Source organism: Muricoccus roseus, assembly GCF_900141905.1.
In the GTDB taxonomy this organism is placed as follows: Bacteria; Pseudomonadota; Alphaproteobacteria; order Acetobacterales; family Acetobacteraceae; genus Roseomonas; species Roseomonas rosea.
Window position 1 is genome coordinate 412,683 of the sequence record NZ_FQZF01000002.1, and the last position, 18,503, is coordinate 431,185.

At 70.3% G+C, this 18,503-nt stretch carries 22 protein-coding genes; 16 read left to right on the top strand and 6 right to left on the bottom strand.

Annotated elements, in window-relative coordinates; all coding sequences use genetic code 11:
- The first annotated feature begins 9 nt into the window (after positions 1-9).
- From rpsE to BUB97_RS02100, 11 genes are all read left to right on the top strand, one after another.
- Positions 10-657 carry a 30S ribosomal protein S5 gene (gene rpsE, locus BUB97_RS02050; RefSeq protein WP_073130861.1) on the top strand — a complete coding sequence of 216 codons (648 nt, stop codon included), beginning with the start codon at positions 10-12 and terminating at the stop codon, positions 655-657.
- Positions 650-838, top strand: a complete 189-nt coding sequence (rpmD, locus tag BUB97_RS02055) for a 50S ribosomal protein L30 (RefSeq protein ID WP_175562532.1) — start codon at positions 650-652, stop codon at positions 836-838. The genes rpsE and rpmD overlap by 8 nt, the downstream gene beginning before the upstream one ends.
- Positions 839-841: 3 nt before the next feature.
- Positions 842-1,330 (top strand): 50S ribosomal protein L15, encoded by a 489-nt coding sequence (gene rplO, locus BUB97_RS02060; RefSeq protein ID WP_073130865.1) that lies wholly within the window; start codon positions 842-844, stop codon positions 1,328-1,330.
- 96 nt (positions 1,331-1,426) lie between these two features.
- Positions 1,427-2,815: a preprotein translocase subunit SecY gene (secY, locus tag BUB97_RS02065; protein ID WP_073130866.1), complete on the top strand. Its 1,389-nt coding sequence runs from the start codon at positions 1,427-1,429 to the stop codon at positions 2,813-2,815.
- A complete protein-coding gene (locus BUB97_RS02070; RefSeq protein ID WP_073130868.1) occupies positions 2,812-3,462 on the top strand; it encodes an adenylate kinase in 651 nt (216 codons plus the stop codon). The genes secY and BUB97_RS02070 overlap by 4 nt, the downstream gene beginning before the upstream one ends.
- A 189-nt stretch (positions 3,463-3,651) precedes the next feature.
- Positions 3,652-4,029: a 30S ribosomal protein S13 gene (rpsM, locus tag BUB97_RS02075; RefSeq protein WP_073130870.1), complete on the top strand. Its 378-nt coding sequence runs from the start codon at positions 3,652-3,654 to the stop codon at positions 4,027-4,029.
- Position 4,030: 1 nt separating this feature from the next.
- Complete coding sequence (rpsK, locus tag BUB97_RS02080; RefSeq protein ID WP_043835425.1) at positions 4,031-4,429, top strand: 30S ribosomal protein S11; 399 nt, start codon at positions 4,031-4,033, stop codon at positions 4,427-4,429.
- 25 nt (positions 4,430-4,454) lie between these two features.
- Complete coding sequence (locus tag BUB97_RS02085; protein ID WP_073130872.1) at positions 4,455-5,468, top strand: DNA-directed RNA polymerase subunit alpha; 1,014 nt, start codon at positions 4,455-4,457, stop codon at positions 5,466-5,468.
- Between the two features lie 26 nt (positions 5,469-5,494).
- Entirely contained in the window at positions 5,495-5,920 is a 426-nt protein-coding gene (rplQ, locus tag BUB97_RS02090) for a 50S ribosomal protein L17 (RefSeq protein WP_073130875.1), read from the top strand.
- Positions 5,921-6,036: 116 nt separating this feature from the next.
- On the top strand, positions 6,037-6,399 hold the full coding sequence (locus BUB97_RS02095; protein WP_073130877.1) for a hypothetical protein: 363 nt from the start codon (positions 6,037-6,039) through the stop codon (positions 6,397-6,399).
- A 389-nt stretch (positions 6,400-6,788) separates the two neighbouring features.
- A complete protein-coding gene (locus BUB97_RS02100) occupies positions 6,789-6,977 on the top strand; it encodes a hypothetical protein (RefSeq protein ID WP_073130878.1) in 189 nt (62 codons plus the stop codon).
- On the opposite strand, the gene BUB97_RS02105 is transcribed toward BUB97_RS02100, so the two are convergent.
- Positions 6,978-7,946 (bottom strand): Bug family tripartite tricarboxylate transporter substrate binding protein, encoded by a 969-nt coding sequence (locus tag BUB97_RS02105; protein ID WP_073130879.1) that lies wholly within the window; start codon positions 7,944-7,946, stop codon positions 6,978-6,980.
- A gap of 143 nt (positions 7,947-8,089) precedes the next feature.
- Here BUB97_RS02105 and BUB97_RS02110 point away from each other — a divergent pair, with 143 nt between their 5' ends.
- A complete protein-coding gene (locus tag BUB97_RS02110; protein ID WP_073130882.1) occupies positions 8,090-8,923 on the top strand; it encodes a carbon-nitrogen hydrolase family protein in 834 nt (277 codons plus the stop codon).
- A complete protein-coding gene (locus tag BUB97_RS02115) occupies positions 8,920-9,747 on the top strand; it encodes an NAD kinase (protein WP_086061799.1) in 828 nt (275 codons plus the stop codon). The genes BUB97_RS02110 and BUB97_RS02115 overlap by 4 nt, the downstream gene beginning before the upstream one ends.
- Here BUB97_RS02115 and BUB97_RS02120 read toward each other — a convergent pair.
- Complete coding sequence (locus tag BUB97_RS02120) at positions 9,737-10,621, bottom strand: alpha/beta fold hydrolase (RefSeq protein WP_073130884.1); 885 nt, start codon at positions 10,619-10,621, stop codon at positions 9,737-9,739. The genes BUB97_RS02115 and BUB97_RS02120 overlap by 11 nt on opposite strands.
- A gap of 194 nt (positions 10,622-10,815) precedes the next feature.
- Here BUB97_RS02120 and BUB97_RS02125 point away from each other — a divergent pair, with 194 nt between their 5' ends.
- Positions 10,816-11,793: a Bug family tripartite tricarboxylate transporter substrate binding protein gene (locus BUB97_RS02125; protein WP_073130886.1), complete on the top strand. Its 978-nt coding sequence runs from the start codon at positions 10,816-10,818 to the stop codon at positions 11,791-11,793.
- A gap of 25 nt (positions 11,794-11,818) precedes the next feature.
- A complete protein-coding gene (locus BUB97_RS02130; RefSeq protein ID WP_073130888.1) occupies positions 11,819-12,733 on the top strand; it encodes an NAD-dependent epimerase/dehydratase family protein in 915 nt (304 codons plus the stop codon).
- Between the two features lie 85 nt (positions 12,734-12,818).
- Here the strand turns inward: BUB97_RS02130 and BUB97_RS02135 are convergent, their stop codons facing one another.
- The 3 genes from BUB97_RS02135 to trxB all read right to left on the bottom strand — a co-directional run bounded on the left by BUB97_RS02135 (position 12,819) and on the right by trxB (position 15,399).
- Positions 12,819-13,196, bottom strand: coding sequence for a DUF6481 family protein (locus tag BUB97_RS02135; RefSeq protein WP_073130891.1), 378 nt, complete (start codon positions 13,194-13,196; stop codon positions 12,819-12,821).
- A 323-nt stretch (positions 13,197-13,519) separates the two neighbouring features.
- Positions 13,520-14,410 (bottom strand): LysR family transcriptional regulator, encoded by an 891-nt coding sequence (locus BUB97_RS02140; RefSeq protein WP_073130893.1) that lies wholly within the window; start codon positions 14,408-14,410, stop codon positions 13,520-13,522.
- A complete protein-coding gene (gene trxB, locus BUB97_RS02145; RefSeq protein ID WP_245818139.1) occupies positions 14,410-15,399 on the bottom strand; it encodes a thioredoxin-disulfide reductase in 990 nt (329 codons plus the stop codon). Before trxB ends, BUB97_RS02140 begins: the two co-directional genes overlap by 1 nt.
- A gap of 313 nt (positions 15,400-15,712) precedes the next feature.
- Between trxB and BUB97_RS02150 the strand changes: the two genes are divergently transcribed.
- Positions 15,713-16,204 carry an Lrp/AsnC family transcriptional regulator gene (locus BUB97_RS02150; RefSeq protein WP_245818141.1) on the top strand — a complete coding sequence of 164 codons (492 nt, stop codon included), beginning with the start codon at positions 15,713-15,715 and terminating at the stop codon, positions 16,202-16,204.
- 17 nt (positions 16,205-16,221) lie between these two features.
- Here BUB97_RS02150 and BUB97_RS02155 read toward each other — a convergent pair whose 3' ends face one another.
- Positions 16,222-18,435 carry a PBP1A family penicillin-binding protein gene (locus tag BUB97_RS02155; protein WP_073130897.1) on the bottom strand — a complete coding sequence of 738 codons (2,214 nt, stop codon included), beginning with the start codon at positions 18,433-18,435 and terminating at the stop codon, positions 16,222-16,224.
- Positions 18,436-18,503 lie beyond the last annotated feature (68 nt).

Here is an 18,503-nt window from a genome sequence, read left to right on the forward strand (position 1 = left end):
GCCGATAGAATGGCATACGCACCGCGTTCCAACGCGCCGCGTCCAGGTGGCGAGGGCGCCGGCGACGGCGACCGCCGCCGCGGCCGCGGCCGTCGTGACGACAACCGCGATTCCCGCCAGGATCGCGAGCAGGACGAGTTCAAGGACAAGCTCGTCACCATCAACCGCGTCGCCAAGGTCGTGAAGGGCGGCCGGCGCTTCTCCTTCGCGGCCCTCGTGGTCGTGGGCGATGAGAAGGGCCGGGTCGGCTGGGGCGCCGGCAAGGCGCGCGAGGTGCCGGAGGCGATCCGCAAGGCAACGGAGCGGGCCAAGCGCGGCCTGATCCGCGTGCCGATGCGCGAGGGCCGTACCCTGCATCACGACGTCATCGGCGAGTTCGGCGCTGGCCGCGTGATCCTCCGTGCGGCTCCGGCCGGTACGGGTATCATCGCGGGTGGCCCGATGCGCGCCGTGTTCGAGGTCCTGGGCATGGGCGACGTCGTCGCCAAGTGCACGGGCACCACGAACCCGCACAACATGGTCAAGGCGACCTTCGCCGGCTTGGCTCGCTGCACCTCCCCCCGGGCGGTCGCGGCGCGTCGCGGCAAGAAGGTGGCCGACCTCCTCCCCAATCCGCGCGCTGGCGAGGCGCCCGCCACGGAGGCCGCCGGTGTCTGACGTGACGAAGAAGACGGTGAAGGTGACCCAGATCGGGTCGCCCATCGGCCGCAAGCCTGGTCAGCGCGAGACGCTGATCGGTCTCGGCCTCAACAAGCTGCACCGGTCCCGCGAGCTTGAGGACACCCCCGCCGTGCAGGGGATGATCCGCAAGGTCGCGCACCTGGTGAAGGTGGGCTGAACCATGAAGCTCAATGAGCTGCGCGACAACGAGGGTGCCCGCCCGAAGTTCAAGCGCATCGGCCGGGGCATCGGCTCCGGCAAGGGCAAGACCGGTGGTCGCGGCGTCAAGGGCCAGAAGGCCCGTACCGGCGTGTCGCTGAACGGCTTCGAGGGTGGTCAGCTTCCGCTGTATCGCCGTCTGCCGAAGCGCGGCTTCCACAACCTGTTCCGCAAGGAGTACGCCGTCATCAACCTCGGCTCGCTGGACAAGGCGATCGAGTCCGGCGTGCTCCCCGCGGGCGAGACGGTGGACGAGGCTGCCCTGGTGAAGGCCGGGCTGGTCCGCATCGGCAAGAAGGCGGGCGTCCGCCTGCTGGCCAAGGGCGAGATCAAGCGGGCCGTGACCATCTCGGTGGCCCGGGCCTCGGCCGCGGCGATCGCGGCGGTGCAGGCGGCCGGCGGCAGCGTCACCCTGCGTGAGCCTGCGGCCGAGGAAGCTCCGGCGGCTTGATCGCCGTTGCTGCGACCTCTACCTGACCTGATGTAGTGTTCTGCGGCGCCGCGGGCTCTCCCCCGGCGCCGCAGTCGTGAGAAGAGGGTTCCCCCCATGGCGTCCGCCGCCGAGCAGCTCGCGGCCAATCTCAACCTCGGCGTGCTGTCCCGCGCGACCGAGCTGAAGAAGCGGCTCTGGTTCACCCTCGGTGCGCTGATCGTGTACCGCCTGGGCACCTATATTCCCGTGCCTGGCGTGGATGCGGCGGTGATGGCCGAGATCCTGTCGCAGCATGGCGGCGGCATCCTCGGCATGTTCGACATGTTCACGGGCGGTGCGCTGGGGCGCATGACCGTCTTCGCCCTGAACATCATGCCTTACATCTCGGCCTCGATCATCGTGCAGCTGATGTCGGCCGCCATTCCGGCCTGGGAGGCCCTCAAGAAGGAGGGTGAGTCCGGGAGGAAGAAGCTTAATCAGTACACGCGCTACCTCACGGTCCTGATCGCCTTCTTCCAGGCCTACGGCATCGCGGTCGGGCTCGAGGGCATGCGGGGAAATTTCGGGGCGGCAGTGCTCGATCCGGGCCTGTTCTTCCGCGTCTCCTGCGTGACCACCCTGGTCGGCGGGACGATGTTCCTGATGTGGCTCGGCGAACAGATCACGGCCCGAGGCGTCGGAAACGGCATTTCCCTGATCATCTTCGCCGGGATCGTCGCGAACCTCCCCCACGCCCTGATCTCCACGCTTGAGCTGGGCCGGACGGGCGCCCTGTCCGCCTTCTTCATCATCTTCTTCCTGCTGATGGCACTGGCGGTGATCGCCTTCGTGGTCTTCATTGAGCGGGCTCAGCGGAAGATCCCTGTCCAGTATCCTAAGCGCCAGGTGGGGAACCGCATGTTCGGCGGCGACTCGACCCATCTGCCGCTGAAACTGAACACGGCCGGCGTCATCCCGCCGATCTTTGCCTCTTCGCTCCTGCTACTGCCGGCGACCTTCTCGGGCTTCGCCGCCACGCAGGGGCAGGACAACTGGCTGACCCGCGCCGCGGCGATGCTGGCCCACGGCCAGCCGCTGTACATGGGCCTATATGTGGCGCTGATTATCTTCTTCGCCTTCTTCTACACGGCCGTGGTGTTCAACCCGACCGAGACGGCGGACAACCTCAAGAAGTATGGCGGCTTCGTGCCCGGCATCCGCCCGGGCGCGGCGACGGCCGAGTATTTCGACCGGGTGCTGACGCGGCTGACCCTAGTCGGCGCCGTGTATCTCTGCATCGTCTGCCTGATCCCCGAGTTCCTGATCAGCCAGTATGGCGTCCCCTTTTATTTCGGCGGCACGAGCCTCCTGATCATCGTCTCCGTGACCATGGACACGGTGGCCCAGGTGCAGTCCCATCTCTTCGCGCACCAGTATGAGGGCCTGATTCGGAAGGCCCGCGTGGGCGGCCGGGGCCCCGGCCCCGCGCCTGTGACCCCGCGCGGAGGGAGCCCCCGTCGATGAACCTGATCCTTCTGGGCCCGCCGGGGGCGGGGAAGGGGACCCAGGCGAAGCTGCTGCAGGACCGGCACGGGATCGCCCAGATCTCGACCGGGGACATGCTGCGGGCCGAGGTGAAGTCGGGCTCCGACATCGGGAACGAGGCCAAGGCGATCATGGAGCGGGGCGACCTGGTCCCGGACGCCATCATCACCGCCATGCTGGCCATCCGCGTCCAGAAGCCGGACTGCGCCCGTGGCTTCATCCTGGACGGCTTCCCCCGGACCGTGCCCCAGGCCGAGGCCCTGGACGTGATGCTGGACGAGATGGGACTCGCCCTGAACCACGTCATCGAGCTGAAGGTGGACGACGCCGCGCTGGTCGAGCGCATTGCCGGTCGCTTCACCTGTTCCTCCTGCGGAACCGGCTATCACGACCGTTTTAAGCCGACCCAGGTGGCCGGGATCTGCGATGTCTGTGGCAGCCACGACTTCACCCGTCGGGCTGACGACAAGGCCGAGACGGTCGCCGCGCGCCTGGATGCGTATCACCGGCAGACGGCCCCGCTGCTGCCCTATTACGCGGCCCAGGGAAAGCTGAAGCATGTGGACGGGATGGCCGACATGGCCACCGTCTCCACCCAGATCGAGGCCATCCTCGATGGGGCTTGACTCTCACCGGTCAGACCCGTAAATCGCCCACCTTCGCGGCAGGGCCTCACCCGGCCGCAATTCCGCTTGCACTGACGTATCAACGTCAGGAGTCGCATTGGCTCCGCCCTCGCGGGCAGGGCCAGGATCACCTCGCCGGACGGCTCCACCGACCGGCCCGAACGGAGCTTAGGGCTCCAGGAGAGCAACGTGGCGCGCATCGCCGGCGTGAACATCCCCGACAACAAGCGCGTGCACATTTCGCTGCGCTACATCTATGGCATCGGCCCGAAGAACGCGGCCGACATCTGCGCCAGGCTCGGCATCCCCGAGGAGCGCCGGGTGAACCAGCTCTCCGAGGACGAGCTGCTTCGTCTGCGCGAGACGATGGACCGTGACTACCGCGTCGAGGGTGACCTCCGCCGCGAAGTGGCGATGAACATCAAGCGGCTGATGGACATGGCCTGCTACCGCGGCCTCCGTCACCGTCGCGGCCTGCCGGTGCGTGGCCAGCGCACGCACACGAACGCCCGTACCCGCAAGGGCAAGGCCGTGGCGATCGCCGGCAAGAAGAAGGTTACCAAGTAAGATGGCGCGTCAGCCGAACGCGGGCTCTCGCCCCCGCAAGAAGGAACGGAAGAACATCTCTTCCGGCGTGGCCCACGTGCTCGCCTCCTTCAACAACACGATCGTCACGATCACGGACAGCCAGGGCAACGCGATCGCCTGGTCGTCCTCCGGCTCGCAGGGCTTCAAGGGCAGCCGCAAGTCCACCCCCTATGCCGCGCAGGTCGCGGCTGAGGATGCGGGCAAGAAGGCGCGCGAGCACGGCATGGAGACGCTGGAGATCATGGTCTCCGGCCCCGGTTCGGGCCGTGAGAGCGCGCTTCGCGCCCTGCAGGCTGTCGGCTTCTACGTCACCGCGATCAAGGACGTGACGCCGATCCCGCATAATGGCTGCCGCCCTCGCAAGCGGCGCCGCGTCTGAGGGGTACCCCACCATGAGTGGCGCGATGGATCGCAACTGGCGTTCCCTCATCAAGCCCGAGCGTCTGGATGTGGAGGGGGGCAACGACCCCTCCCGCACCGCGACGATCATTGCGGAGCCGCTCGAGCGCGGCTTCGGCATGACGCTCGGCAACGCCCTGCGCCGGATCCTGCTGTCCTCCCTCCAGGGGGCGGCGGTGACCGCGGTGCAGATTGACGGCGCGCTGCATGAATTCAGCAGCCTGCCCGGCGTGCGCGAGGACGTGACGGACATCGTCCTGAACATCAAGCGCCTGGCCATCCGCATGCAGGGCGAGGGCTCCAAGCGCCTCTCCCTGACCGCGACTGGCCCGGGCGAGGTGACGGCCGGCCAGATCCAGGTCACGGGCGATATCGAGATCGCGAATCCTGACCTGGTCATCTGCACCCTGGACGACGGCGCGCGGCTGAATGCCGAGCTGACCGTGGCCACGGGCAAGGGCTATGTCCCGGCTTCCGAGAACCGCCCCGAGGACGCGCCGATCGGCCTGATCCCCGTGGACGCCATCTACTCCCCGGTGCGCCGTGTCGCCTATCGCGTGGAGCCGACCCGCGTCGGCCAGCGCACGGACTACGACAAGCTGGTGCTCACGGTGGAGACGGACGGCACGGTTTCGCCGGATGACGCCGTGGCGCTCGCCGCCCGCATCCTGCAGGACCAGCTGCAGCTCTTCATCAACTTCGACGAGCCGCGCGAGGCGCGGGCCGCCGAGGTCGAGGACGACCTGCCGTTCAACCGCAACCTGCTCCGCAAGGTGGACGAGCTCGAGCTCTCCGTCCGTTCTGCGAACTGCCTGAAGAACGACAACATCGTCTATATCGGCGATCTCGTTCAGAAGTCCGAGCAGGAGATGCTCCGCACGCCGAACTTCGGCCGCAAGTCTCTCAACGAGATCAAGGAGGTTCTTACCTCCATGGGCCTGCAGCTCGGCATGAACGTCCCCGGCTGGCCGCCGGAGAACATCGAGGACCTGGCCCGCAAGGTCGACGAGCCCTTCTAAGCGGCCCGTAACAGAGGACTAGAACAATGCGTCACGGGGTTTCGGGCCGGAAGCTCGGCGTCACCTCCGCCCATCGGCTCTCCATGTTCCGCAACATGGCGACCAGCCTGCTCAAGCACGAGCAGATCACCACCACGCTGCCCAAGGCGAAGGAGCTGCGCCCGTATGTCGAGCGCATCATCACGCTCGGCAAGCGCGGCGACCTGCATGCCCGCCGCCAGGCGGCTGCGCAGATCCGCGACGCGGCGGTGGTCCGCAAGCTGTTCGACACGCTCGCGCCGCGCTACTCGGCCCGCAACGGCGGCTATACCCGCGTGCTGCGCGCCGGCATCCGCTACGGCGACGCCGCCCAGATGGCGGTGATCGAGCTGGTCGAGCGCGACGTGGCCGCCAAGGGCCTGGACAGCGGTCCGAAGCCCGAGGTGGTGGAGGCCGAGACGGCCGAGGCGTGATCACGCCTCTTCGGAAGCTCTCGCGAAGGGCGGGTGGGAAACCACTCGCCCTTCTGCTTTTGGCCGGGCTCGTCACACCTCGGGCCTACGCGCAGCCCGCGCCGGAGCCGCCGCCGATGGCCCTGGCGGGTCAGCCGGTCGCGGCGCTCGCGGCCCATCCCGACATCTCCATCGGCTTCCGCTCCGTCACGCGCGGGCGGCAGACCTACATCCTCCGGCATTTGCGCGCGGAAGAGCCCGGGACCCTTCGGACCGCGGAGGACCGCTATGTCTTCGGCTGGACCTGCGATGGCGGGGATTGCGCCGAAGCGGGCCTGTTCCTCGGCTACGACAGCGAGACCGAGCGCTTCTACCTGCTGCTGCTGGATGAGGGCGTCGCGAGCCTCACCGTGCCGACGCGCGGCGCGCCCTGGCCGGCGCCGCTGGCCCAGGCAGTGCTCGCAGTGAAGCCGGATCTGCGCCGCTTTCGCTCTGAGTAGGGCGGCGGTTTCTGTTCTCGTATGTTGCTCCGTCCCCGGGGAGAGGATGAAGGAACTCTTCCTCTTCCCGGACCGGTCGAAGGCAGCGCCTTCGACCCATCTTCTTCTTCTAGAAGTTTGGAATCACTGGGCGGACGGTGCGCCTCGGGTCACCGACCCGAGGCGACTGCAAGTGCAGGAAGAAGCACCCTCAACCGCGGACCCCTTCGATCAGGGTATCCACGGCAGTCCGATGGGGTTCCAAGGGCCTCAGGCCCTTGGCGGGTGAGGGCGGAGCCCTTTCTGCAAACACCGGACAGCTCAGAACCGCCACAGGACGGTGCGAAGAACCAGCGCAACGCGGTGTCGCCTCGGCCGTTCAGCGGACGGATCGGGAAGGAGCCACCTCCATGATGCGTTGGGCGCTTGGCCTCGCCATTCTCTTCGCGCTGCTCGCCCTGCTGGCGCGCATCCTGCAGTTCGGCTTTTCCGTGGCTCTGCTGGTCGTGGCGGGTGTCGCCCTGCTGGCCGCCATCGGAACGGCGGTCGCCGGGCGCACGACGGCCCGCTCGGGGCCGCCGGACACCACGCCGCGATAGCTATTCCAGGCTGATCCGCGCCTCCCGTACCAGCGTGGCCATGCTGGTGCGCCCCTCGCGCACGAAGCGCGCGAATTCGGCGGGCGAGGAGCCGACGGGCACCGCGACGAGCTGTTCGAGCCGGGCCTTCACCTCCGGGTCTGCCAGTGCGGCCGTCACGGCGCCATGCAGCCGTTCCGCGACGCCGGTCGGCGTGCCGGCCGGGGCGAAAAGCGCGCACCATTCGGCGATCGTGAGGCCGGGCACCCCGGCCTCAGCGAAGGTGGGAACATCCGGCCGCGAGGCCAGGCGTGCCTCCGTGGCGACGGCAAGAAGCCGGGCTCGGCCGGAATCCGCAATTGGGCCGGCGGAAAGCGCCGTGATGAAGGCGCCGTCGAGCACTCCTGCCGCCAGGTCCCGTGCCGCGTCGGCCCCGCCGCGATAGGGCGCGTGCGTCACCTCGATCCCGGCGAGGCGCTGGAACTGCGCCAATGCCAGGTGGCCCGCCGTGGCGTTGCCCTGCGTCCCGATGTTCAGCGCCCCTGGCCGCGCTTTCGCCTGGGCGATGAAGTCAGCCACGTTGTGCGCCGGGTTCTCCGCCTTGACGGCCAGCACCTGGGGGAAGGTCGTGGCCAGGGTGATGGGCAGGAAGGCGGTCGTGTAGTCGAAGGACAGGCCTCGGAGCAGGCTGGGGTTCACGACATGCGAGGAGGCGTCCCAGAGCAGCGTGTGCCCGTCCGGCGCGGCCTGCGCCACCACGGCTCCGCCGTTCGAGCCGCTGCCCCCGGTCCGGTTCTCCACCACCACGCTCTGTCCCAGCCGGTCGCCGAGCCTCGGGGCCAGCACGCGCGCCACGCTGTCCGCCGCGCCGCCCGCGGCGAAGGCGACGATCAGGCGGATCGGGCGCTGGGGCCAGGCCGGCTGGGCCTTGGCCAGGCCGGGCAGGGCCAGCGCCCCTGCACCGTACAGCCACGCGCGACGATGGATCATGCGACGGTTCCCTCTGCCCTTCGTTGCGCGGATGGAGGCGCCGGGGCCGGCCGGCGTCAAGCCCCGGGCCTCCCATCGGCGCTCTTGCGGTGCGTAACCCAGGCGCGCTTGATGCGTCCCCCTGTCCCCCCGGAGGCTCCTGCATGCGCGTCACGGTCGTCCAGATGAATCCCGGCGCCGACAAGGCCGCCAACATCGCCCAGGCCAGCCGCCTGGCGGAGGGGGCCATCGCCGCGGACCGGCCCGACGTCATCGCCTTTCCCGAGATCTGGACCTGCCTGGGCGGGGACCGCGCCACGAAGCTGGCGGCCGCGGAGATGCTGCCCGAACCCGGTTCGAACGCGCGGGGTGGGGAGGCCTATGAGGCCCTGCGCGCCATGGCCGTCGCCAACCGCATCCATGTCCATGGCGGCAGCATCGGGGAGCGGGTGGGGGACCGCCTGCGCAACACCAGCCTTCTCTTCGGGCCCGATGGGAAGGAGATCGCGCGCTACAGCAAGATCCACCTCTTCGACATCACCGCGCCGGATGGGACAGGCTATCGCGAGAGCGCCACCTATGACGGCGGCAGCGCGGTCGTGACGGCTCCGGTCGGCGGCATCAGCTGTGGCCTGGCTATTTGCTACGACGTGCGCTTCCCCGAACTCTTCCTCTCCCTGCGCAAGGCCGGCGCGGAGCTGATCTTCCTGCCCGCCGCCTTCACCCTGCAGACGGGGAAGGATCATTGGGAGGTTCTGATCCGCGCCCGCGCGATCGAGACCCAGTGCTGGTTCGCGGCCCCCGCCTGCTGGGGCCAGCACATGGAGCCCAAGGGGCCGCGCCACACCTATGGGCATTCCCTTATCTGCGACCCCTGGGGCCATGTCGTCGCCAAATGCTCGGACGGCACCGGCTGGGCCAGCGCGCGCGTCGATGCGGGGCTCACCGAGCGTGTCCGGCGCGACATGCCGGTGCTGGAGCACAGGCGGCTCGCATGACCGCCGCCCTGCTGGGCGGCGCGCCCGACCCCGATGCGGTGCGGGAGCTGCCGGACGACCTGACCGGCCGGATCGCCTTCGTCGCCGCCGCCACGGAGGAAGCCGCCGCCGCCCGCAACCAGCTCGTCGCGCTGTATGGCGACGCGCCGGTGGATGACGCGGTGGTGGTGGTGGCCTTGGGCGGGGACGGCGCGATGCTCGAGACACAGCACCGCCTCCTCGGCAAGAACCTGCCGGTCTACGGCATGAACCGCGGCAGCGTCGGCTTCCTGATGAACGCCTACCGGGTGGAAGGCCTGTGGGACCGCCTCAAATCGGCGCAGGCCGCCTCTCTCCAGCCGCTGCGGATGCGGGCCACCGACGCGGCAGGGCAGGTGCATGAGGCGCTGGCGATCAACGAGGTCTCCCTCCTGCGGGAAACGCGTCAGGCCGCGAAGATCCGCATCCTGGTCGATGGCAAGGAGCGCATGGCGGAGCTGATCTGCGACGGCATCCTCGTGGCCACCCCGGCCGGCAGCACGGCCTACAACCTCTCCGCCCATGGGCCGATCATCCCGCTGGGCACCAACCTCCTGGCCATGACTCCCATTTCCGCCTTCCGCCCGCGCCGGTGGCGGGGGGCGCTGCTGCCCGGCCATGCCGCCGTGGCCTTCGACATCCTGGAGGCCGAGAAGCGCCCCGTCGCCGCCGTAGCGGACTACACCGAGGTACGCGACGTCCGCCGCGTGGAGATCTGCGAGGACCTGGGCGTGCGCCTGACGATGCTCTTCGACCCCGACCACGGCCTGCCCGAGCGCATCCTGGCCGAGCAGTTCACGGTGTGAGGAAGGGCTCCAGCGCCGCCAGCACCCCCTCCGGCGCCTCCTCGGCCAGGTAGTGCCCGCTCGTCACCGGCCTGCCGGTGATCGGCCCGTCGGCATAGTCCCGCCAGAGCTGCAAGGGCTGGTACCACTGCCCGATCTTTCCCTTGGAGCCCCAGAGCACGAGCATGGGGCAGCGCACCCGCACGCCGTCGCGGCGCGAGGCCCGGTCATGCTCCAGGTCGATCCCGGTGGCGGCGCGGTAATCCTCACAGATCGATTCGACCGTGCCCTCCAGATGCAGCGCCGCGAGGTAGTCGGCCCGCGCCTCCGGATGGAAGAAGCCATCGTCCTTCGGCTCGCGCGAGGTGTGCAGGCGGAACCAGTCCTCCACGTCGCGGCGGATCATGCGCTCGGGCAGGGGATGCGGCTGGGCCAGGAAGAACCAGTGATAATAGCCCATGGCGAAGGCCATGTCGGTCCGCTCGAAATGCGCGAGGGTCGGGACGATATCCATCGTGCAGAGCCGTTCCACCCGCTCCGCATGGTCCAGCGCCAGCCGGTGCGCCACGCGCGCCCCGCGGTCATGGCTCACCACGCCGAAGCGCTCGAAGCCGAGCGCAGTCATCAGCGCGGCCATGTCCGCCGCCATCTCGCGCTTGGCGAAGGCCAGCGCCCCGTCGGAGACGGGCGGCTTGGTGCTGAAGCCGTAGCCTCGCAGGTCCGGGCAGATCACGGTGAAGCGCCGTGCCAGCACGGGCGCCACCTTGTGCCACATGCAATGCGTCTGCGGGTTGCCGTGCAGCAGGAGGAGCGGCGGTCCGCTGCCGCCGCGCCGGAAGCGCAGCGTGACGCCGTTCACCGCGCGGGTTTCGAGCGTGAAGCCCTCGAAGAACATGCTGCCTCCCCGGAATCCTCCGGCGCATCCTGCGCCCGGATGCAGGCCACGTCAGCCTGCTACCGGCCATCCATGCCGGCGCCGCAGGGCGGAAGCCGCATGCGTACCGTTTCCCTGCCGCGCGATCCGTGTCATCGGTCGGGCAATCCCCCGCGCCCGGCGCGGCCATCACGAAAGGGAAGGGAGGTCCCCGCATGATCACGCGACGCCAAGCGCTCGCCCTGTCCACCACGCTCGTCGCGCCGGCCGCCGCGCGCGCCCAGGCCGCCTGGTCGCCAGCCCGGCCTGTCGTGCTGGTCGTGCCCTATCCCGCGGGCGGCCCCACCGACGTGCTTGCCCGCCTGGTCGCGGGAGAGATGGCGAAGGACCTCGGCTCGCCCGTGGTGGTGGAGAATGTCGCGGGCGGCGGCGGCTCCATCGGGGCGCGCCGCGTCGCGACGGGGCCGGCGGACGGCACCTCCATCATGCTGGCCTCCAACCAGACCCACGCCACCAACATCTCGCTGCTGCCCGACGGCGGCGGCTACGACCCGGTGCGCGACTTCACCCCGGTCGCCGGGCTGGCCGACCTCCAGCACATCCTCGTCCTGCGCCCGGACGTGCCGGCGAACAGCGTGGCGGAGCTGCTGGCGCTCGCCCGTGCCCAGCCGGGCAAGATCACCTGCGCCTCCACCGGCCAGGGCTCCGCCTCGCACCTGACCCTGGAGCTGTTCCGGGCAAAGACCGGGGTGGACATGGTGCATGTCCCGTATCGCGGCTCCTCGCCCATGCTGAACGACCTGCTGGGCGGGCATGTGCAGGTGAGCTTCGCCACCACCCCGACGGTGCTGGCCCAGGTGCAGAGCGGCAAGCTGCGGGCCCTGGCGGTCGCCTCGCCCCACCGCTCCCCGCATTTGCCGGAATTGCCGACCCTGGCCGAGGCCGGGGTATCGGGCGTCGAGGCGGATGCCTGGTTCGGCCTCTTCGCCCCCGCCGCCGTGCCCGCGCCCGCCCTGGCGCGGCTGCGGGAGCTGGCCCTGGCCGCCATCGCGCGGGAACCCGTGCGGGCGCGCACCACGGAGGTGGGCATGACCGTGAACGTGCGGAACGCCGAGGCGATGGGTGCCTTCCTGAAGGAGGACATCGCGCGCTGGGCGGAGGTGATCCGCGTGGCGAATGTGAAGCCGGAATAGGCTCGGAACAGGCCCGGAATCGGCAGTGCGCGTTATCGTCACCGGGGCCGCTGGCTTTCTCGGCGGTGCGCTGGCGGCGATGCTCGCGGCCGATCCGCGCGTCACGGCGCTGACCGGGCTGGACCGCGCGATGCCGCCGCCCGGCACGTCGTTCCGGCCCATCCAGGGCGACATCGCCCGCTTCCCGGAGCTGGCGCCCGCCGCCGATGTTGTGGTCCACGCCGCCGCCATCACGAGCCAGGCGAGCGAAGCCGATCCCGAGGCCGCCTTCGCGATCAATGTGGAGGGCCTGCGCGCGGTGCTTCGCTGGGCCCGCGCGCAGCCGGCTCCGCCCCGCATCCTGCTGCTCTCCAGCATCGCCGTCTTCGGCCGCGGCGACCCGGTGGCGACCGAGGAGACGCCCCCGGAACCCCGCTCCACCTATGGCACCACCAAGGTGATCGCCGAGCGGCTGTTGCTGGACGCCGCCCGGCGGGGCGAGACGGACGGCGTCGTCCTGCGCCTGCCCGTCACCATCATCCGCACGGCCCCGCGCACCGCACCCCCGGGTGCGGGATTCGTCTCCGACCTGATCGATTCGGCCCTGCGCGGCCGCGCCTTTACCGCTCCCCTGGCGCCCGGGCATGCCGTGCCCGTGGCATCGCTGGGCGCCTCGCTGGGCCTGGCGATTCGCGCCGCGCTGGGGCCCGTGCCAGCGCGGCTGCTCCACGTGCCCTCCCTGGCGGGCTCGGCGCAGGCTGCCCGCGACGCGCTGGAGCGCTGCGGCATCACGCCCCGCATCGCCTGCGTGCTCGATCCGGCCGTGGAGCGGCTCGTGGCCGGCTGGCCCGCCCGGCTCGGCACGCTGCATCCCGCCTTCTCGGAAGGGCTGGCCGATCCGGGGCTGGAGCCCATCATCCGCGCCCATGCGCGGCTCATCGGCGTGGCCCTGGCCGCCTAGGGCCGCCCGGCAGCCGCCCCGGAACGAAAAGGGCCGCCGCCCCCAGGGGGAGCGGCGGCCCGAATCGGGTCGGCGATGAAGTCGCTTACTTCTTGCCCTTCGCCCGTGCCTTGCGGGCCGCATAGCGGCGGTCGCGCTCGAGCTTCGCCTCGATCAGCGCCTGCTTCGCGGCCTCAGCCGCCTCGGCGGCCTCGCGGGCGAGCTCGGCCTGGCGGGCCTCCTCCTCGGCGATCAGCCGGAGGCGCTCGGCCTCCTGGCGGGCCTTCTCCTCCTCCTTCTGGCGGCGGCGCTCGGCTTCACGGGCCTCGCGGGCCTCGATGATCCGCCGGCGCTCCTCCTGCCGGGCCTGCACCGTCGGGTCATCCGCGGGCGGGCGCGACTTGAAGCGCTCGAGAAGGGCCTTCTTGGCCTCGAGAGAATTCTTGCTGCGGTCGTTGAAGTCAGTGCCCTTGAGGGTTCGCATCGTTGCTCTCTGCTGGGGTCCGGTGCCGGTCCTGTTCCGATGACTGGGAATCCGGTGGTGGGCCACGTCACGCGATAGGCGTCAGGTGGCACCGCGCACGCGAAAAAGAAAGCCCGGAAAGCCACGGCCTGAGCCAGGGGCCTTCCGGGCAAGTGCATACAGGGAGGCTTCACGTCTGGGAGACGCGGGGGTCCGGAGACCCCGGTCCGGATCAATCACCGAACGGGAGCGAGGTTATTCCCCGTTTTCCCATGCGCGGCGTGCCAAGATCGTCCATCCGCTATGCGGGAGCCGCATGACGCAGCGCAGCACGGAACGGATGGTCACCCGACCGAGGCCAACTCCGCCACGAGGAAGTCGCGGAACACGGCCACTCGCTTCGAGTTCCGCATCTCCTCCGGATAGACGAAATAGGCCTCGATCTTGGGCGTCTTCAACTCGGGCAGCACCTGCACCAGCTCCGCCAGGTCCTCGCCCATGTAGTCGGGCAGGGCGGCTAGGCCGAGGCCCGAGCGCACGGCCCGCAGCATGGCCGGAAGCGAGTTAACCTCCACCGCAGCCCGGCGCGGAGAGCCAGGGCGGCGTCCGGCCTCGGCCAGCCAGTTAATGTCGTCCACTGGCGGGTGGTAGTCGCCATAGATGATCAGCCGGTGGGCATCGAGGTCCTCCGCCCGCTGGGGGATGCCAGCCGTGCGCAGGTAGTCGGCCGACCCCACCACCTTCCAGCCGAAGGTGGCGATATGCCGCTGGATCAGATCCGGCTGGCGGGGCGGGTGCATGCGGATCGCCAGATCCGCCTCGCGCATCGCGAGGTCCAGCTCCGTGTCGTCCAGCAGCAGCGTCACCGTGACCTCGGGGTGGAGCGTCAGGAACTTCTCCAGCCGGGGGGCGAGCCAGGTGGAGCCAAAGCCCGTGGTGGTGGTCACCTTCAGCCGCCCGGCCGCGCGCTCCCGACTCTCGGTCAGCAGTGCCTCGGTCATGGCCAGCTTGGCGAAGACCTCCCGCACCGTCTTGTTCAGCGTCTCGCCCTGCTCGGTCAGGATCAGGCCGCGGGCGTGCCGGTGGAAGAGCGGCACGGCCAGGCTCTCCTCCAGCGCCTGGATCTGGCGGGAGACGGCGGATTGGCTGAGGTTCAGCGTGTCCCCGGCATGGGTGAAGGATCCGGCCTCGGCCACCGCGTGGAAGACGCGCAGCTTATCCCAGTCGAGTGGCATCAGACGCTCACCGAATCATAGGCAGCGGGGGAGGGGGCATCATCCGGGATATGGGCGAGCCATTTCTCGGCATCGAGCGCCGCCATGCAGCCGCTGCCGGCTGCCGTCACGGCCTGACGATAGATGCGGTCCTGCACGTCGCCCGCGGCGAAGACGCCGGGGATGCTGGTCCGGGCCGAACCCGGCTCGGTCACGATGTAGCCGTCCTCGTCGGTCTTGAGCTGGCCGCGGAACAGGCCCGTCGCGGGGTCGTGGCCGATGGCCACGAACATGCCGTGCACCGGCAGCTCGTAATGGCCGCCGCCCAGCAGGTCCCGCAGCTTCAGCGCCCGCAGGGCGCGGAATTGCCCCTCGGTGGCCAGCGCCTCCTCCACCACCGTGTTCCAGATGATCGAGATCTTCGGGTGCTTGAACAGCCGCTCCTGCATGATCCGCTCAGCCCGCAGGCTGTCGCGCCGGTGGATCAGCGTGACCTTGGAGGCCAGCCCGGCGAGGTAGAGGGCTTCCTCCACCGCCGAATTGCCGCCGCCGATCACCGCCACTTCCTTTCCCCGGAAGAAGAAGCCGTCGCAGGTGGCGCAGGCGGAAACGCCGAAGCCCGAGAGTTCCTTCTCCCCGGGAATGCCGAGCCAGCGCGCCTGGGCGCCGGTGGCGATCACCATCGCGGAGCACTCATAGGCATCGCCGGAATCGCCCAGGGCGCGGAAGGGTCGGGCGGCCAGCTCCACGCTGGTCACCACGTCCTGGATGATGCGCGTGCCGACATGCTCGGCCTGGGCGCGCATCTGGTCCATCAGCCAGGGGCCCTGGACGGCGGTGGCGAAGCCGGGAAAATTCTCGACATCGGTCGTGATGGTCAGCTGACCGCCGGGCTGCAGCCCCGCGACGAGAATCGGCTCCAGACCGGCACGCGCCGCGTAAATCGCGGCGGTGTAGCCGGCCGGCCCGGCCCCGAGGATCAGCAGTCGCGTACGGTGGGTCTCGGCCACGTCCATGTTCCAAGTGCAGTGCAGAGTCGTCACCGCACCATATCGGGCGGCGCGCCGCGATGCACCACCCCACCCTTGAAGCCGCACCCCGGTCCGGAGGATAGTCCGCCAGCCCCGGGCTTTCTCTTCGGTACACCGGGCAGGCCGGTCGCATGGGTTTTCTTGCGCCGGACGGCTCCGCGGCTTGCCCGATCCCTCCTAAAGGGGCGGGCAGTGCGTGATCGTCCGTGTGCGAGGGCCCTGTCCGGTCTCCTCGTGCCGAGAGCCAGCCCCTGTGCGCCCAGACCCGAACGGCCCGAGAGAAGACCCACCCTTGAAAGAACTCGGCAAAGAATTCGGCCCTGGCGCCCTGGACGCGACCGACCGCGATATCCTGCGCGAGCTGCAGGCGGATGGCCGGATGACCAACGTGGCCCTGGCCGCGAAGGTGGGCCTCTCCGCACCGCCCTGCCTGCGCCGGGTGCGGCGGCTGGAGGAGACAGGCGTGATCCGCGGCTACCATGCCGATGTGGAGCCCTCCGCCCTGGGCTGGGAGATCACCTTCTTCGCCGTGGTCGGGCTGGAGAGCCAAAAGCTGCCCGTGCTCGAAGCCTTCGAGGCGATGGTGCGCGACTGGCCGGAGGTGCGGGAGTGCCACATGATCCGCGGCGGCGGGGACTTCCTGCTGCGCCTGGTGGCGCGCAACGCGGCCCATGAGAACGAGCTGACGAACCGCCTGACCGGGGCGGCGACCGTCATGCATGTCCGCACCCTCCAGACCATCCGCACCTCCAAGGATGAGGCCGGGGTGCCGGTCGAGGGCTGAGGCGCCTCAGGCCCCTCTCAGCGCCGCCAGATCCCCAGCCGCTCCCGGCGCGCCGCCGCCTCGTTGGCGCGCAGCGCCGGGGAGGCATCCGCCGCCGCCCGGCCGCCGCCATTGGAGAGCACAACCTCGGACAGGTCCCGCCCGCCCACGGCGCAGCGATGCGCGCCGTCCCCCAGGGGCTCGCAGGTCACGTCCCGCCCGGCGATGAAGGACTCCATGCTCTCGGCATATTCACCGCGCATGCCGACCACGCCGGTGAGCTGCACCGCGCGGTCGCCGATGCGCAGCGTGGCCGTGTCGATCACCCGGGCCGGGCCACGCAGCGGCGCCACCTGGCGGGGCGTCTCGGCCGTGGTGGCCGGGGCCTGCGTCGGCAGCGGGGCCTCGGCCGTCTTCGCCCGGTCCGCCTCGTCTACGAAATCATGCCAGATCCGTGCGGGCAGGCTCCCGCCGGTCACGCCTTGCATGGGCGAGTTGTCGTCATTCCCGACCCAGACGCCGACGATCACATCGGCGGTCATGCCGATGAACCAGGCGTCGCGGTTGTCCTGGCTGGTGCCGGTCTTCCCGGCCACGGGCCGGTCCAGCCGTGCCGCGCGGCCCGTACCGTCGCGCACCACCGAGAGCAGAAGGTCCAGCATGCCCTGCTGCGCGGTGGGGGAGAGGACCTGGGGCCCGGCCTGCGGCCCCTCCGGCCGGGCATAGAGGGTACGGTCCCGCGCCCGCACGCCGCGCACCACATAGGGCTCCACCGCACGGTTCCCGGGGATGGAGGCGAAGGCCGCCACCATCTCCAGCAAGGTCGCCTCACCGCTGCCGAGGGCGACGCTGGGCACCTCCGGCATGGTGGAGCGCAGCCCCATCCGCCGCGCCACATCCAGCACCCGCTCTCGCCCGAGCGACTGGAAGAGCTGCACCGCCACGGTGTTGACCGAGCCGGCGAAGGCCTGGCGCAGCGTCATGGCGCCGCGATAGCCGCCCGAGGCATTGCCGGGTGACCAGTCGCCGATCTGAACCGGCCGGTCCACCACCGTGCTGTCGGGTCGCGCCCCGTTCTCCAGGGCGGCCGCATAGGTGAAGAGCTTGAACAGCGACCCCGGCTGGCGCCGCGCCTGGGTGACGCGGTTGAACTGGCTGGCGGCATAGTCGCGCCCGCCCACCGCCGCCAGCACGGCGCCGTCATGGGTGATGGCCATTAGGGCCGCCTGGCCCACCTTCTGCCTCGCACCCTCCCGCTCCAGCCAGCGCGCGACCACGCGCTCCGCCAGGTCCTGCAGGGCGGGGTCGAGCGTGCTGCGGACCGCGAGGTCGATGGGAATGGGGCCGACCAGCCGCCGGGCTTCGGCCTCCACCCAGTCGGCGATATAGCCGCGGCCAGGCTGCATCTCGGGCGGGGTACGCAGGGCGGGCGGGGCGGCGCGGGCCGCGGCCAGCTGCGTCGTGTCGGCCCGTCCCGTTTCCTCCAGCACGGAGAGCACCACCTCGGCCCGGCGCCACGCGCCTTCGGGGTTGCGGGTGGGGGCCAGGGCGGAGGGGGCCCGCACTAGCCCCGCCAGCATGGCCGCCTCGCCCAGGGTCAGCTCCCCCGCCGGCTTGCCGAAATACCGTCGCGCCGCCGCATCCGCCCCCGTGGCGCCCGCGCCGAAATAGGCGGCGTTCAGGTAGCGGGCGAGGATCTCCTCCTTCGAGAGCCGCGTCTCCAGCCACAGGGCGAGCATCGCCTCCTGCGTCTTGCGAACGAGGCTCCGCTCCTGGGAGAGGTAGAGCAGCCGCGCGAGCTGCTGCGTGATGGTGCTCGCCCCCTCCGTGCGGCTGGTGAACACGTTGCGAAACATCGCCCGGGCGAGGCCGCGCAGGTCGATGCCCTTATGGTCGAAGAAGCGCCGGTCCTCGATCGCCACCACCGCGTCCATCAGCGGCTTGGGGATGGCCTCTGGCTGGATGGGGTCGCCATGCAGGCTGCCGCGCGCCGCAAAGGCCGCGCCGTCCCGTGCCTCCAGGATGAGGGAGGCAGGGGAAGCCTCGGGGGCCATGCCGCCGCCCACGGGGATGCGGATGAGGCACCAGCCGAGGAAGCCCAGCACGACTACGGCAAGGACGGAAAGGCCCAGCAGCAGCCGCATGGGGCGGAACAGGGAACGGAGGATGCCGGTCGCGCCACGCAGCACCCGGCGGGGCCGGGAGGAGGCGCCGCCTGGTGCGGACGCGGGTGTGGCGCTGGAGCCCGACATCAGGGCCCAACCATGCGGTTCATGATACGCGCCACGCTGGCCCCCATCCAAGTTGCAGGGGGCCAACG

Coding starts and splice junctions, on each gene's coding strand:
- rpsE (WP_073130861.1), top strand. CDS start 10: ATGGCATACGCACCGCGTTCCAACGCGCCGCGTCCAGGTGGCGAGGGC.
- rplO (WP_073130865.1), top strand. CDS start 842: ATGAAGCTCAATGAGCTGCGCGACAACGAGGGTGCCCGCCCGAAGTTC.
- secY (WP_073130866.1), top strand. CDS start 1,427: ATGGCGTCCGCCGCCGAGCAGCTCGCGGCCAATCTCAACCTCGGCGTG.
- BUB97_RS02070 (WP_073130868.1), top strand. CDS start 2,812: ATGAACCTGATCCTTCTGGGCCCGCCGGGGGCGGGGAAGGGGACCCAG.
- rpsK (WP_043835425.1), top strand. CDS start 4,031: ATGGCGCGTCAGCCGAACGCGGGCTCTCGCCCCCGCAAGAAGGAACGG.
- BUB97_RS02085 (WP_073130872.1), top strand. CDS start 4,455: ATGGATCGCAACTGGCGTTCCCTCATCAAGCCCGAGCGTCTGGATGTG.
- rplQ (WP_073130875.1), top strand. CDS start 5,495: ATGCGTCACGGGGTTTCGGGCCGGAAGCTCGGCGTCACCTCCGCCCAT.
- BUB97_RS02095 (WP_073130877.1), top strand. CDS start 6,037: ATGGCCCTGGCGGGTCAGCCGGTCGCGGCGCTCGCGGCCCATCCCGAC.
- BUB97_RS02100 (WP_073130878.1), top strand. CDS start 6,789: ATGATGCGTTGGGCGCTTGGCCTCGCCATTCTCTTCGCGCTGCTCGCC.
- BUB97_RS02105 (WP_073130879.1), bottom strand. CDS start 7,946: ATGATCCATCGTCGCGCGTGGCTGTACGGTGCAGGGGCGCTGGCCCTG.
- BUB97_RS02110 (WP_073130882.1), top strand. CDS start 8,090: ATGCGCGTCACGGTCGTCCAGATGAATCCCGGCGCCGACAAGGCCGCC.
- BUB97_RS02115 (WP_086061799.1), top strand. CDS start 8,920: ATGACCGCCGCCCTGCTGGGCGGCGCGCCCGACCCCGATGCGGTGCGG.
- BUB97_RS02120 (WP_073130884.1), bottom strand. CDS start 10,621: ATGTTCTTCGAGGGCTTCACGCTCGAAACCCGCGCGGTGAACGGCGTC.
- BUB97_RS02125 (WP_073130886.1), top strand. CDS start 10,816: ATGATCACGCGACGCCAAGCGCTCGCCCTGTCCACCACGCTCGTCGCG.
- BUB97_RS02135 (WP_073130891.1), bottom strand. CDS start 13,196: ATGCGAACCCTCAAGGGCACTGACTTCAACGACCGCAGCAAGAATTCT.
- BUB97_RS02140 (WP_073130893.1), bottom strand. CDS start 14,410: ATGCCACTCGACTGGGATAAGCTGCGCGTCTTCCACGCGGTGGCCGAG.
- BUB97_RS02155 (WP_073130897.1), bottom strand. CDS start 18,435: ATGTCGGGCTCCAGCGCCACACCCGCGTCCGCACCAGGCGGCGCCTCC.